The 14,955-nt window shown below is 44.1% G+C and carries 13 protein-coding genes; 8 read left to right on the top strand and 5 right to left on the bottom strand.

The genetic code is table 11. The features are described from left to right. Window positions 1-296 precede the first annotated feature (296 nt). Both ACE1AQ_RS05395 and ACE1AQ_RS05390 read left to right on the top strand, forming a co-directional pair. Complete coding sequence (locus tag ACE1AQ_RS05395) at window positions 297-965, top strand: HEAT repeat domain-containing protein (RefSeq protein ID WP_008205920.1); 669 nt, start codon at window positions 297-299, stop codon at window positions 963-965. Window positions 966-1,026: 61 nt separating this feature from the next. After that, complete coding sequence (locus ACE1AQ_RS05390; protein WP_008205922.1) at window positions 1,027-1,539, top strand: phycobiliprotein lyase; 513 nt, start codon at window positions 1,027-1,029, stop codon at window positions 1,537-1,539. 70 nt (window positions 1,540-1,609) lie between these two features. Here the strand turns inward: ACE1AQ_RS05390 and ACE1AQ_RS05385 are convergent, their stop codons facing one another. Both ACE1AQ_RS05385 and ACE1AQ_RS05380 read right to left on the bottom strand, forming a co-directional pair. Then, window positions 1,610-2,536, bottom strand: a complete 927-nt coding sequence (locus ACE1AQ_RS05385; protein WP_106909063.1) for a hypothetical protein — start codon at window positions 2,534-2,536, stop codon at window positions 1,610-1,612. After that, a complete protein-coding gene (locus ACE1AQ_RS05380) occupies window positions 2,493-3,092 on the bottom strand; it encodes a DUF1517 domain-containing protein (protein WP_110544728.1) in 600 nt (199 codons plus the stop codon). Before ACE1AQ_RS05380 ends, ACE1AQ_RS05385 begins: the two co-directional genes overlap by 44 nt. Window positions 3,093-3,407: 315 nt before the next feature. Between ACE1AQ_RS05380 and hpnH the strand changes: the two genes are divergently transcribed. Then, a complete protein-coding gene (hpnH, locus tag ACE1AQ_RS05375) occupies window positions 3,408-4,424 on the top strand; it encodes an adenosyl-hopene transferase HpnH (RefSeq protein WP_008205928.1) in 1,017 nt (338 codons plus the stop codon). A 2-nt stretch (window positions 4,425-4,426) separates the two neighbouring features. On the opposite strand, the gene ACE1AQ_RS05370 is transcribed toward hpnH, so the two are convergent. Further along, window positions 4,427-5,800, bottom strand: coding sequence for a DICT sensory domain-containing protein (locus ACE1AQ_RS05370; RefSeq protein WP_039900517.1), 1,374 nt, complete (start codon window positions 5,798-5,800; stop codon window positions 4,427-4,429). 302 nt (window positions 5,801-6,102) lie between these two features. After that, a complete protein-coding gene (ndk, locus tag ACE1AQ_RS05365; protein ID WP_008205931.1) occupies window positions 6,103-6,552 on the bottom strand; it encodes a nucleoside-diphosphate kinase in 450 nt (149 codons plus the stop codon). A gap of 320 nt (window positions 6,553-6,872) precedes the next feature. Between ndk and ACE1AQ_RS05360 the strand changes: the two genes are divergently transcribed. The 5 genes from ACE1AQ_RS05360 (at window position 6,873) to ACE1AQ_RS05340 (ending at window position 12,387) form a co-directional block, all read left to right on the top strand. Continuing rightward, window positions 6,873-7,511: a histidine phosphatase family protein gene (locus ACE1AQ_RS05360; RefSeq protein ID WP_110544726.1), complete on the top strand. Its 639-nt coding sequence runs from the start codon at window positions 6,873-6,875 to the stop codon at window positions 7,509-7,511. A 49-nt stretch (window positions 7,512-7,560) separates the two neighbouring features. Next, window positions 7,561-8,205, top strand: coding sequence for a histidine phosphatase family protein (locus tag ACE1AQ_RS05355; RefSeq protein ID WP_008205937.1), 645 nt, complete (start codon window positions 7,561-7,563; stop codon window positions 8,203-8,205). Window positions 8,206-8,649: 444 nt separating this feature from the next. Further along, window positions 8,650-9,363 (top strand): biotin--[acetyl-CoA-carboxylase] ligase, encoded by a 714-nt coding sequence (locus ACE1AQ_RS05350; protein ID WP_106909061.1) that lies wholly within the window; start codon window positions 8,650-8,652, stop codon window positions 9,361-9,363. A gap of 45 nt (window positions 9,364-9,408) precedes the next feature. Then, entirely contained in the window at window positions 9,409-10,653 is a 1,245-nt protein-coding gene (locus ACE1AQ_RS05345) for a M23 family metallopeptidase (RefSeq protein ID WP_374808010.1), read from the top strand. Window positions 10,654-10,875: 222 nt separating this feature from the next. Then, window positions 10,876-12,387 (top strand): hypothetical protein, encoded by a 1,512-nt coding sequence (locus tag ACE1AQ_RS05340; protein ID WP_110544722.1) that lies wholly within the window; start codon window positions 10,876-10,878, stop codon window positions 12,385-12,387. Window positions 12,388-12,625: 238 nt separating this feature from the next. Here ACE1AQ_RS05340 and ACE1AQ_RS05335 read toward each other — a convergent pair whose 3' ends face one another. Continuing rightward, a complete protein-coding gene (locus ACE1AQ_RS05335; protein ID WP_110544720.1) occupies window positions 12,626-14,737 on the bottom strand; it encodes an NACHT domain-containing NTPase in 2,112 nt (703 codons plus the stop codon). Window positions 14,738-14,955: the final 218 nt, after the last annotated feature.

Raw genomic sequence — 14,955 nt, 5'->3', positions numbered from 1 at the left:
TAGAAATTTTTTCTTTCTTCCAGACATCGATAATTTTTTGGCGAAAATCTACGGAATAGGGTCTCATAGGAAGCTGGCGAGTTCTATTATTTGTCTATTTGCTTTTCATTGTACCTCATAGCTCCAAGAAGTGCTATAATTGGGACTTTTGGGTAACTTTAGCTAAAAAAAATTGCTCAGATGTTACGCGGAAGACATAAAATCGCCTTAGCAAGATAATTACTTTCCCCGCTCTCGTTTCTGAATTGCCAAGAATTGCGTTAGAATTAAAGAAATATTACAAGTGATTGACAAAAATGAGTAAGCCTGATATAGAAGCCATTGCCCTCCAGTTAGAAAGCAGCAACTCCAAAGATCGTCTGCTGGCCTTGGCATCCCTGCGAGAAGTGGCCCCAGAGGAGGCTGTACCCTTGATCAAAAAAGTCCTTTATGATCAAATGCTGCCGGTGCGATCGATGGCTGTCTTTGCTTTGGGAGTCAAACAAACCGAGGAATGCTTTCCTATCCTAGTGGATTTGTTAGCCAATGATGCCGATTATGGCATTCGCGCCGATGCTGCGGGAGCTTTAGGTTATTTAGAAGATATTCGCGCTTTTGAACCCCTACAACGGGCTTTTTACGAAGACACGCAATGGTTAGTCCGCTTTAGTGCCGCCGTCGCTTTGGGCAATTTGGGCGATATTCGGGCTAAACAGGTGTTATTATCGGCGTTAGACAGTAACGAAGCGGTTATTCAACAGGCCGCTATTGCTGCCCTTGGTGAAATCAAAGCAGTGGAAACCGTCGAAAAGCTTTTAACCTTTGTTAACTCCGATGACTGGTTAATCCGGCAGCGATTAGCGGAAGCTTTAGGCCACCTTCCGGCGGAAAAAACGATCGCGGCCTTAAAATTTTTGGTTAAAGACGAACATCCGCAAGTGCGCGAAGCGTCCCGTTTATCCTTGCAAAAATTGGCCAACGTCTAGGGATAGGATAGAATAAATAATCTAGTCTTCCAGAGCGATCAATCTTTGCCTACAGCCATTCATGGACATTCAAGAATTTATTAATCTCTGTGCGGGTAAATGGTTTTCCCAGCGTACCAGTTATCAATTAGCCGCCCAAAAAGTTGCCAATAATAAAGCAGAAATCACCATCGATTTACTGACTGCCGATGCTGCCGATGTGGTGCAATTATGTTTAGAAAATAACTGTCAGTCCCAGGCCAGTCTAGGGGGATGGAAAGCGACTTGGGATAATTCCGTGGACTATGGACAACCGAAAAAAATCGGTTCTAGCTATTTAGTTTGGCTGCCCTCAGAGAATCCTTGGCAAGGAAAATTGATCACATCGGACGCTAAATCGGCAGCGCTGGGAGAATATCATCTCAGAAGCGATCAAGCTTTAACTTTAACCATCGAGCATAATCACCATCGTATCGAGGAAAGAATCTGGTTTGCTAGTCCTAATCTGAGATTGCGTACCAGTATTATCCAGTCGGCCAATGGCGATCGCCAGACGGTTTTCTACTCGGAAATTCGCAAAATGGTTGCTTCTTAAGTAGCTGCCATCCCCAATGTCTGAGGTGGGGAAGACAGGATTAATCTTCCACCACTCCAGTCAAATCCTCCTAACGTCGGCCGCGTCTGCTGCTGCCAAAACCACTGCGACTAGGGGTACGACGGGAACCAGAGGAACCGAAACTAGGAGAACGTTTGACATTATCAGATTTACCCGAATTCTTCAGGGTACTCGAACCATAACCGGAACCACTGGGTTTTGTGGTGGTGCTGCGATTGGGACTAGAGGGAGTATTGCTAGGATAACGACGTAAATTGCCGGTAGAACGGAGAGTTTGCCGGTTTTTGACCGCCGGAGGTGGACTATTATGTTTAGTCCGGTATTGATCCACTGCCTGATTATAGGTGGAACCGTAACCACCAAAACCGGTCATCACACCCCCCGGAGTATAAAGGGGAGGAACGTAGTATTGAGGACGAAAGAGCAAACTACCCAAAGCTTGACCGGCAACAGCACCGAGAAAAGGACTCCAAAAACTCGATTCTTGCCGAATCACCACGGTTTCTTGTTGTCCGGTTTGGGGATTGTTCCGCACTTCCGTGACATTGTGGACATACTCAATTTTAAAATCTTCGGTCATGTACAGGGTAGCCTGATCGCCGTTGATTTCCACTGCGGTTTTTTCCCCTTTAGCGATAGCTTCATCGCTTAATCTAGCCATTTGCAGGTTAGTGGTGCGGAAGAGGGGAGAAGTCCCCCCGGGGGTGTTTAACAGCATTAAGGTATAAGTGCCATCTCCGTCATCGTAGGTAGCTTGTTGCACCTCGTAGCGACCGCTACTAACCTGATTGGATTCTTGTCTTACACTACTGTTATTAGCTGACGGTGACTGAGTTTGATTTGACGACGAACCACAGGCCACCGTTGTGCAACAAAGGGTAAGAATTAAAAGGATTGTCGTTACTTGGCGCAGCATAATGGCAAAATTAAGACTATAAAGGCAGTAATTCGGGGAAATTGAGTAATAGTTGCTCATTGGTCAATTCATCTCCCAATTGAGCAGGAGAAAAATGTACCTGAATCGCACGCAGCCGACCTTGGTAGTGGAGGTTAATTATTGATTTTAAACCATCTTCCAGGGCCTCTCGATCGGCTAGGCTAGTTTCTAAAGCAGCACTCTCACCCTCGAATGCTATTGTGATCATAACAACTAAGTTATCGGTGACGGGTAAAGTTAAGGGTTCCTTTTCTCCCAGCTGTGAAGACACCGATTCACTTAGGTATCTCCCCGCAGAATCGGTAAACAGTTCGTTAACGTAGTCTCCCGCTTCCCCCTCACTCCAAAAAACATCGCCCTCATTAGCCACAGAAAACCAATAGAGGTTCATCTGCAGCAGATTTTGACAAATTTCTACTAAACCCTCTCCCATGACCTCTAAATCGCCTTCGGAATCGATCGCCTCCCGGCCGGCACGATTAAGAATACCGATCAGGGGTGTGACTTCTTGGCCGTAGAGATGCAAAAATAAGCGACAGACCACATAGCGAGTTCTACCCGCAAATTTCTTGAAGCGATCGCCTAAAGAACCCATAATAGACCTCTGGTAAAAATCAAAAATTGTCGTTAAGGTTAGGAGTCAGTAGTCTTGGAGCCATCAGCTAGATCAAGGTGATAGGGACCAATTCAATGAGATAAATAAAAGCTGATAGCTAAAAAGACTGATCACTGATAGGACGTTTTTAAACTGGCAAAAATTAATCAGGCAAGAGGTTTAATCTATCCAGTAATCAAAGTAAACAGCCAGAAAAGCCCTCAGCTTTTATTTATTTTGCCATTTTCTAGGCTTCTATGCCTTGATGTCCTGTTAACAGTCTATAATGACTTAGAATCCTATTGGTGTGAGCAAATGGCTGTCCAACTACAACAAGCTTTAGTGGTTGCTTCCTATATCTTGAAACAGCGTCTAGCAGGAAAAAAGCGTTTTCCCTTAGTTTTAATGCTAGAACCCCTATTTCGCTGTAATTTAGCCTGTACTGGCTGCGGGAAGATTCAACATCCCCCGGAAATCCTCCGCAATCATCTTACCCCAGCAGAATGTTTCGCAGCGGTGGAAGAATGCGGGGTTCCCGTGGTTTCCATCCCCGGGGGCGAGCCGCTTTTACACCCACAAATCGATGAAATTGTCAAGGGGTTAGTGGACAGAAAAAAATTTGTCTATCTCTGCACCAATGCCCTGTTATTGGAGAAAAGCCTAGATAAATTTACTCCTTCACCCTATCTTACCTTTAGTGTCCATCTGGATGGTCTCAAAGAACATCACGATCGCTGTGTGGATCGAGAGGGAGTATTCGATAAGGCAGTACAAGGGATTAAAGCAGCGAAAGCGAGAGGTTTTCGGGTTACTACTAATACCACGGTTTTTGAAGGCACAGATGCGCGAGAAATGCAGGAATTTTTTGATTTTCTCGCTACTTTGGGTATCGATGGCATGATGATTTCCCCGGGTTATAGTTATGAGTGGGCCCCGGATCAAGATAGTTTCTTGAAACGGGAGCAAACCAGAGCTTTATTCCGAGAAATTCTCTCACCCTGGAAATCAGGTCAGAAAAAGTGGAATTTTAACCATAATCCTCTCTTTCTCGATTTTCTCATCGGTGAACAGGACTATGAATGCACCCCTTGGGGTAGTCCTAGCTATAGTCTTTTAGGATGGCAAAAACCCTGTTATCTGCTCAACGAAGGACATTACAAAAGCTTTCGGGAACTTTTAGAAGAAACCAATTGGGATAACTACGGTCGGGCCAGTGGCAATCCGCAATGTGCCGATTGTATGGTACATTGCGGCTATGAACCGACCGCGGCCATGGCAGCTTTTAAACCGGCTAATATGGGACGTGCCATGCAGAGTTTAATCGGAGTCTAATCCTAAACTGATTCTAACCAGACGGCGGGGACTTGACTAGGGCGATCGGGTAATTGCATCCACCCCATTTCGCACAGACGAATTACCGAACTTAATTTTTCTACCAAAGCGGGATCAAAACGAATCCCGCTATAATTTTGACAGCGCTCTAGGGCCTCTCCTAAATCTAGAGCTAGTCGGTCGCCTCGCGGTTGAGTTAATTCCTGAAAATAGGCTGATAATCCTAAAATTCGCGACTCTAGGCTGATTTCTTCCCCTTTTAAGCCGTTGGGAACCCCGCTACCATCCCAGTATTCAAACTCATGGTAAATAATCTGTTGAATTGGGGCTAATTCGGGCATAGTGGCGAGTAATTGTGCGCCTAACACCGATCGATCCCGCCAAAATAACGCATTTGCTCCCTCTAACTGACTGGCACGCTGTCTAAAAACTTCGATCGGAGCCTCCGCTAGACCGATGCGGTATAATAAACCAGCTAATCGTAAGCGTCGTAATCTCAGGGTGGGTAAATCGAGCAATTGTCCCAACATTTCCGCTAAAGCGGCCACCTGTAGGGAAGCAAGGGGATTATCAATATCTCTTTCATCGACTTTTTGGGCCATTCTGAGAAAAGCTTGCAGTTTATTAGCGGCTAAATTTTTATTTAAACGGGATGCTTGTCCTTCTAAGTCACTTAATTCTCGTGCTTGTCTGCTGACGGTGACTAACTGCTGTTGACTGGTTTGCAGATAGGTGACAATGCGAGAGACTACTCCCGTTAAATCCGTGGGAATGGGATTAATATTTTGACTAATTTCCTCTTGTTGTCTGCTTAAATCGGCCGCTAGACTGGGATTATAGGGATGCAGACGCTCAATTAAGATCCTAGCGGCTTTTTCGACTAAATCGCGATCGAATGTCCATAAACCGTAGAATTTTCGCTCCGTGTCTATTTGGGGTTGACTATCGGACCGGTATTCTTCCGGGGATAACTCATGACAGAGTACCATGGATGCGTAATCGGGGGAAAGAATGATTAAATTCCACTCATTAACCAAACTATCGCTATTATCTAAGTTCACTAGCGAAACATTCTCTAAACTGCCGGTTTTATGCTCAGAAAAACCACTATCGGCCACGGCGGCGATCGCAATATGACGAGAAGAGCGAGCCATATCTAAATAGCGATCAGCTTCCTGTAAATACCATTTTCCCTGTTGAAAGGTGACTAAGACCAGTGGTTTATTTGTACTATCAGGGCTGCTAGTTTGCAAGATATGATCTTCAAGAGCATGACAGAGGGCGACCAGGGTATTCTTAAAATAGACCCCGTAACTGCTGGGTAATCGTCCCGATGAAGCTCTTTTTAACTGTTGTAAGCTGGATTCTACGGTCATAAGTCGCAAGATGAGGGGTTGAGTGTGGGGAGAGAGGAGAATAAATAGGGTATGCTGAAAAAGTTTTTCGGTGGGGGTAGGGGGGGTGTGGGGTTTTACCGGTTTTGAGGTGGCCAATTACCTAATTTTCAGGGAAAAAGTACCTGAATTTTCCCCCTGATCACTCCCATGCCTAGTACTTTTTGATTAACAAAAAGTCTAAAAGTCTTACCCAACAAGGTTTTTAGATTTTTTCAGCCAACCCCAAAATAAAAGCCATCTCCTGTCTCCTGACGACCGGCTCCTGACTGCCTCAAAGGGATTTATTCTACCACCCAGGGAGTGATTGCGGGAGTCCAATTAGCCAATTCTGCATCGCTAAACCAGAGACTAACTTCATCTTTGGCAGTATCTGGACCATCGGACCCATGGATAAGATTGCGTCCGACACTAATACCAAAATCACCGCGAATCGTACCAGGTTCAGCATTGAGGGGATTAGTGGCGCCAATAATTTTTCTAGCGGAGGCAATTACTCCTTCTCCTTGCCAAACCATGGCCACCACGGGGGAGGAAGTAATAAAATCGACTAAAGAAGGGAAAAAGGGTCTTTCTTTATGAACAGCGTAGTGTTTTTCCGCTAATTCGCTAGAAACCTGCATCATTTTCAACCCAACCAGCGTAAAACCTTTAGCTTCAAAGCGTTGAATAATTTCCCCCACCAGATTGCGCTGTACACCGTCGGGTTTAATCATTAAGAAAGTGCGTTCCATACTGCCTCTTAAAATTTAGTCATAAATTGTCCCGAAACCCAGATTAACCCGGAATGGCATCCTAGAGAATGGTAGAATTTTCGCTTCAATTGCTGAGTTAGCTTGCTGTCCGACTGAGATAGAAAGTTTTCGTTTTTTCTCCCCACACCCTGGAAAAACTTTTTTAGTAAACCCTAAATATAGTGGTAATTTAGAGAGTTACCTGGAAACAAAAGGTAAAAAGGATGATTGTGGTGGCGAATTGCCTTCGCCCTCTTTTAATAACTTCTGCTTATCAGTATAAGTGGAAATGAGTCACAAATGTGAGATGCACCCAAAAGATGAGTCTAAAACTTTACTTTTTGCGTCATGGCGAAACCACAGCCAGTCAAGCGGGTAGTTTTTGCGGTCGATTAGACTTGCAACTAACCCTGGCCGGCGATGAAATGGCCAAGGATTTCGCCCTTGTCTATCGAGATGTGCCTTGGACAGCGATCTATTCTAGTCCCCTCAAACGCACCCTGGCCACCGCCACCCCTTTAAGCGATCTCTTGGCTATTCCCATCCAGAAACGGGAAGGGTTAAAAGAGATTGCCTACGGCCAATGGGAGGGAAAAACCGCAGCCGAGGTTAATCGGGAGTTTCATGATGATTATGTGCGCTGGTTAGCAGATCCGGGCTGGAATTCTCCCACAGGAGGCGAAAAAGGCATCGATATCGCTCGTCGCAGTTCGGAGGTATTAGAGGAAATCGACCATAATCACGATGATGGCCATATTTTGATCGTTTCCCATAAAGCAACGATCCGAATCATGTTATGTTCTCTTTTAGGCATTGATATCGGCCGTTATCGCGATCGAATTGCCATGCCTGTGGCCTCGCTGACGATCGTCGAATTAGCCGAACACGGTCCCCTCTTTCAAGTTATGGGCGATCGCTCTCACCTCCGCAATGACCTGCGCTCGCGAGCGGGAACCTAACCAGTCAACAGTAACAAGGGAAGCCCCGGATTTGGTCTGCTGAAAAACTATGTGCTTGATGTTATATTTTCTACGACACGGACAAACGGCCTATAGCAAAACGGGAGGATACTGTGGTACTCCAGAAAATGACCCCGGTTTGACTGCCGAAGGCATCGAAATGGCGCAGGAATTCGCCGATGTCTATCGTTCTTTACCTTGGCGCGCAGCCTACGTCAGTCCCCTACAAAGAGCTATTCAAACCGCTAAACCCCTCTGTGAAGCGGTGGGACTGAAATTAGAAATCCGCCAGGGATTACAAGAGATCGGTTATGGTCTTTGGGAAGGTATGCACCCCAACGATATCGATCGTCAATATCATGATCTCTATGTGCGCTGGTTGACGGATCCTGCTTGGAATGCTCCCCCCAACGGGGAAAGGGGTATCGATATAGCCCGTCGTTCCGCGGCCGTTTTGGAGGAAATTGAACACACCCACAGTGATGGCAATATCTTGATCGTTTCCCACAAGGCCACCATCCGGATCATGCTCTGTAGTCTGATGGGTATTGATGTGGGCCGTTATCGCGATCGATTTGAAATGCCCGTGGCCGCTGTCAGTATTGTTGAATTAGGCAGTCGTGGCCCGCTTTTCCATGGCATCGGTTTACGTTCCCACCTCAGTGAGTACCTGCGTTCTCTTCCTTGCACCTAATCAGTTATCAGTTATCAGTGATTCAGTTATCAGTGATCAGATGTCAGTTTTGATACTCAATCCGGTTATTAAAAACTGATTATCTATTCCCTCTTTTGCCTTTTGCCTCTTGCCTTTTGCCTGTCCTGATATGTAGCCTATACTCAACGGATTTAGCATTACTTCCCACTTGATCATTCAATCCAAGCTTTTGGTCAGTGATCAGTTATCAGTGATCAGTTATCAGTGATTCAGTTATCAGTGATCAGATGTCAGTTTTCATACTCAATCTGGTTATTAAAAACTGATTATCTATTCCCTCTTTTGCCTTTTGCCTCTTGCCTTTTGCCTGTCCTGATATGTAGCCTATACTCAACGGATTTAGTATCAGGTCACTGATTACTGTTTACTGGACGGCTACGCCGTGCCTTTGGCAACACTGAAAATACTCCCCACTCCCCATTTATGCCCAAAATCCATCACTTTGAGCTATTACCTTCCACTAATACTAAAGCTTGGCAATTATTAGAGTCGGGGGAAAATCCGCCTTTTGTGGTGACTGCTAGTCAACAAAGTGCTGGGAGAGGACAATGGGGACGGGAATGGATTTCTGAACCGGGAGGATTATATTTATCTTTAGCTTTAAATCTGGATTTAGAGGTGGATAAATCTGCCCATCTCGTTCTCGCTACAGTTTGGGGCATCGCTTATCACCTCAATTGTCAAGAAATACCTGTTAAAATCAAATGGCCGAATGATTTAGTATTACTAGGGCGCAAACTAGGGGGAATTAACCTAGAAACCCGTATTCAGGGTCAAAAAATCCCGCAAGCAGTCATCGGAGTGGGCATCAATTGGGCCAATCCCGTCCCCCCCACTGGCATTAATTTACAAGCTTTGGCCGGCAATAAAATCACCTCGATCGCTCAGTTAACCTCTCTCACCAGCGATGCTATCCTATACGGCTATGAATATTACTGTCATCACGGCATAAAAGCCCTATTAGCCTCCTATTTAGAACTTTTTGCCAATTTTGGTCAAAAGATAGCTTTCGAGGGCTATCAGGGCATAATAACCGGGGTAAGCGATCGAGGGGAATTAAAAGTTAAATTAACTTCGGACAATGCCAGTAGCGAAATCTATATACCGGCTGGTAGGGTCAGTCTCGGCTATAATTGAGTCTAAATATTTTTTTGACTAAACTGTGAGAAGTGAGGCCGCCCTATGTATCCTTCATCGGTGATATTGAAACTTTTTCTCGGAAAATCCTTAAAAAAGAAGCTGAGTTTATGCAGTGGTCTCGGTTTAGTAATCAGCGGTCTGATCACTCTTGCTCCAAATGCGATCGCTAATTCCGAAACTGGCAGCGAAACCCCGGTAGTGGAAAATGCCGCCCCGACTCTAAAAGCCCCCGTTATCAAAGAAAATACTAATCCTGCCCCCCGTCTGGCTATCCCCGAAAACCATCAAACCGATATGCCTACCCTTGCCCCCCGGGCCGGCGGTAAAAATAATTTTATCGATACCAGAAACTTTAACCCCCCCAGTTCTGTTGTTGTCACCGAGCGCCGCAGTGGTTGCCAAACCATCGCCCAAAATGGTCAACTGGTAGGAGGTAGCTGTAATCTGGCGGCCCGGTCCTCCCGTCGTCAGCCGGTCAGCACTGTGGCCAAACCCTTACCCCCGGTTAATCTGGCCCGGGTGCGTCTCAATCCTAATCCGGCGGTGCGGGTAGGACGGCAGCCCCGAAATCAGCCGGTTATCGCTAATAATTCCCTCCGTCGTTATGCCCCCACCCTCGTGGCTTCTAGCGCCCCGGTACGTCTGGCTGCCCCGACGGTGATTCCCAGTCAGGTGGTAGCCCTCAATCCCCCGGAATGGAATGGCGTAAAATTGGCTTTGGCCCCGGTGACTCGCGCAGAAGTGGAGGCCATCAGCGAAGCGACCACCTATGAGCGGGCTACCCGTTTAAGTCCCACGGATTCTAACCAAACTCAACGCACCGATTTACTCTTTCCCCTCGCCCTTCCTGCCCAAATTACCTCGGTTTTCGGGTGGCGAAATCATCCGGTCAGCGGGAATCGGGCCATGCACGCGGGTACTGATTTAGGCGCACCGATGGGAACACCTGTATTAGCCGCCTACGCAGGGGAAGTGGCCACCGCCGACTGGTTGGGAGGTTACGGATTAACGGTGATTTTACGTCACCTCGATGGTAGTCAAGAATCTCGTTATGCCCACCTTTCCGAAATTACCGTCAAACCGGGAGAATGGTTGGAACAGGGCGCAGTTATCGGTCGTGTGGGTAGTACGGGACTTTCTACCGGTCCGCACCTACACTTTGAATGGCGACACCTAACCGAACAGGGTTGGACCGCCGTAGATGCCGGTTTACATCTAGAATTAGCCCTCGATAATCTGGTGCAGAGAATGCAAATGGCCGCGGCCACTGACTCTAATCAGAATTGATTGGTGAGCGAATAGAACATCTTTGGTGGGAATTGAAATCTCTCGTGAAAAAACTCGCCCCGAAAACGGAAGAAGCCTTAAAAGCTATCTTAAAGCTTGGCTTGATGTTAGTAAGCGAGGAACACTTGAGAAACTATTCCACCCATTGCTGTTATTGTGCCTCTCAGTTTTGCAAAGCGCTGTAATTACCTGAGCGACTTTTTCAGCAAACCCTACTAAATAATGAAAAACTTTCTAGACTCAATCAACCGAGGGGAAAAAAATAACTTCCTCATCCCCCTTGCCTATACGCTAGGAGTAGCCCTCCCTTTTATTTTGGTCTATTTTCTCCCCATTTACCACGTTACCGATGTCTTCCAATTTAGTAGATGGGGGGATTGTCTCGCAGCAGGTAAAGTATATATGGATTGTCCTCGCAAAGTCCCCAACTATCCTAGTATAGGTATACTGGCGAGTGGCGGCGTAATTGCGGCGATAAAATCCCTATTGGGAATTAGCGAAAAAACCGAAGCTATCTACTACTTCCGTTTTTACCTAGCATTTGTTGATGCTGTCAATTTTCTCCTTCTCACCTACCTAGCGAGAATCTTAAAATTCAAACGCCCCGTAATCATCGGTTTAAGCATAACCCTAGTGCTATTTATCTGGGCGGCAGGTTCTCTCTGGGGACAGATTGACAACGTAGGCTTATTATTTTGCCTTCTGGCGACCATTGCTTTTTTCCAATCTTGGAGTGAGACAAACACTCTGCTCAAAAATATCCTCTGGTTTCTCCTGGGGATGTTTAGTTTAGTCTTATTTATTCTCACTAAACAACTCTTTATTTTTTCCCTACCCTTTTTTGCCCTACTTATCCTCACCACAGGTTACAAATTCCAGCAAAGATACCAGACTAAAGGCTTAATCTGGCTGGGAGCAACTCTACTTTTAAGCCTCGGATTTTTCCTCTACCTAGATAGCTTATTTGCGGTTCCCCTCAGACTGATTCAGTCTAGTTTCCTCTTTGTCTTAAAATCTGGTAGTGGTCACGGTGACAAAATCTCAGGAAATGGCTTTAATATCTGGATATTTCTCGGTTTAGAACCCCGTGCTTCCTCCCGAGTACCTTTTATGGATTTGCAACTGGGTAGCTGGAAAAAAGGTATCAGCCCTCACCAAGCAGGGCTTTTACTCTATGCTGGTTTCATGGGTTTTCTTATCTGTACAGGTTTAATCAAGATTTGGCAAATTCTCGCCACCAAAACCGAGGCGATTAGCCCTAAATATAATCCTACCTATTTAATGGTACTTCTCTGCCTTTTCCATGGACTAAGTTACCTAGGTTTTAATATTCTTCTCAGTGGCACTCATCAGCGCTATCTCTATATAGGTTATCCTTTTATCCTGATCAGTATTATCTGGCTCTACTATCAGGATTTCTTGGTATCCAGACGCGCCCTACTCGCCTCTTTATTTGCTGCTTTTGCCTACGGTTGTTTTCTTTATTCCCAAGCATCTAATGCTTATGTGCTACAAGCACAACAGTATTTAGGTTTTCAAAAACCACCGAATATTCCCTTATTACCCAAGTTCTTCTTTATCTTTGAAAGACATCAGTTTCTAGGTGCTGTTCATCTATTCTTGCTAGTTTTCCTAGTAGATATTTGGCAACAGCTAAGTAAAAGACAGATTGTTCTTCCTAGTTCAGATAACTGGACATCAATCGCCACCGACAAAAGCGCCTACAAAAACTGACGCTAATCAGAATTGATTGGTCCTGGCTGACAACTATAGCAGTTTTTGGAGCTTAAAAACGCATCGTTGAGCTTTTGCCCAATTGATGCGTTTTCATACATTCGCAGTCTTAGTAATACCAAATACGGTTATTAAAAAAAAACTGATTATTTATTCTCCGTTTTGTCTTTCCTCATAGTGTTAATATTCGGTAATCTCATCCAATTGGAAAGGCAAGATTTGAGAAAAAAAGTAGAAGTTAAGGAATGCGGAGCATTCGGTCTTCGATTTCTTGCCAAACGGTAGGGGAAATATTAACAGCCACTTTTTGGCATTTGAGAATCCGGCGATTAATATAAAAATAATGCCTGTCTATTTCGCTAATTTCGTTGATGGATAAATTAAGTAATTCAGGCGTTAAATTAAAAGCAGTACTCCACATTTTCAAGAATTGATCAGCAAATTCTTGACGTTCTTTTTTAGCCGCTTTATCATCAGGAATAATTTGTTTGAAAGCTTCTAAATCAGCGCTTAATTGGGAAAAATTAACCTTAGAAACAATTCGATCCTGAGCCAATAAGTTAACTAACTGGACAAACTCATCGATGAGTTTGGGGGTAAAGGACATCTTGGTGATTAAGTAGGCGATCTCGGGGGCGTAGGCGTAGGCGATGACGATGCTGTGGATGATGGCGGTGACGTTGGGGATGTGGATGACGTTGTAGCTGTAGATGATGCAGGTGTAGAAGATGACGAGCCAATAGGCGATCGCTCTTCTTCCTACAGGTTTAATCGGACTATCAACAGAATCTTTAGTCATCTCATCTGCCCATTGCAAAATCGGCACTAATTTTTGACCGAGGGGCGTTGTAAGATAATTATGGGCTTCTTTCTCCATTGCTAATAGCAATTTATCGGCTTTCCCTCGCATCAAACCCGCCACTAACAAAAACACCTCTTCCCAACGAGTTTCTGTTACATAATTCTTAACTGCTTCTTCAATCAAATCATTATCATAGATATACTGAGCCGTGAGGTATTCCTGAAGGGTTAAATGAGAAAAAGAATAAATATCTCTCGCCCGCTCTACTAAAATTCCCTGTTCAATTTCAATGGTTTTTAATACTTTTTCTCCGTCCAAATGTTGCGGAGCATTTAAGTTTTGTTTAAGGTGATCTTTAATTTGCTTAACAATTTCTCGTTTTTCTAAAAAAAGTTTATCTGCTACAAAATTCTGATAAGCAATTTCAGATAGCAAAATTTCTTCTTGCTCAATACTGAGATTTTCATAAACTAAACCGCGATTAGGTAAACGTTTTTCGGCTGACCATTTTTCCAATAAAATTCGTAACGCATCTTGATAAAGGCGACTGCGATTTGTGGGAAAAGATTGATTTTCATCATAAACCAAACACAAAAAAGTCAACAATAACGGTGTATGGGCTAACTCTTTTGCACTTTTATACTCCTTTTTTTGCAACAGTTCCCAACAATTTTTAGCCGTCTCATTTTTGCGATCTAATTCCGAACTAAACCAATGTTCAATAAAACTTTGAATTTGCTGATCATCAAATTCGACAATTTCAATATCGGTAAATTGTCGAAGATGAGTTCTAGCAGCAGTACGACAGGAGAGAATAAAACGATTTTTATGATGCCTATCTACAAAATCTTGAATTTTCTCGATTACATTATAAACATTAGCTGTTGGCACTTCATCTAAACCATCTAATAAAATTAGTAATTCCCCTTTTTCTAGTTTATTGCTAATATTTTTTTCCACGTTGGGAAAACCACAGATTTTAAACTCCTCTTCAATTAATACCTGAATATTAATCTCGTTTTCTTTAAAGTTTTTCAACTCCAGTAAAACAGGTGTTAGAGAATGCTGATAACTGTCTTTATTTCCCTTGAGAGCTTCTAGCCCAACTTTTCGCAAAAATGTAGATTTACCAATGCCGGGATCACCAAGTACCATTAAATATTGTTCTTGATTAGCCAAAAGTAAACCATCTTTTTTACCATCATCCCTAAAGTTAAACCGTCGCTGCTTACTCTCACGATATTTATTTTCTAAATTTTCATCATAATAATCCCTGACTAAATTTCCTAAACATTTGACATTAACATAAATTGACTCCAAATCCATCGGCTTAGACATTTTTAAAACCTTAATCATGCCGTGCCGATCCCAGTAACGTTGAGTATATTCCCGCAAAAAAAGATACTTTCCTTCTTTGATAAGCTGCCCGACATCTTTATTCAATAACTCATTTTTATTAATACCCTCCCACCCCGATTTAATCATTTGACCAATAAAATTATTAGTTAATGCCGTTACAATAATCTTTGTTGGTTCAATTACTTCCATAACTTAACCCCTGTAAACCCTCTGACGCTTAGTATAAGCCAGAAAGCGGGTTTCTCATCATCAACCCAGAAACCCGCTGGCTCTTTTGGATTTGGTGGGTAAAATGTATTCTGAGATACAGTCCTGCTGGCGAGGGAGTGGAGGGAACCACTCCAGACACAGAGGACACAAAGATCGATCCTATGTAAGTTAAACTTATCACACAGAACCTAGAAGAG

It is taken from the genome of Microcystis sp. BLCC-F209, from assembly GCF_041928595.1.
In the GTDB taxonomy this organism is placed as follows: Bacteria; Cyanobacteriota; Cyanobacteriia; order Cyanobacteriales; family Microcystaceae; genus Microcystis.
This window is presented reverse-complemented; position numbering and strand designations above follow the sequence as displayed.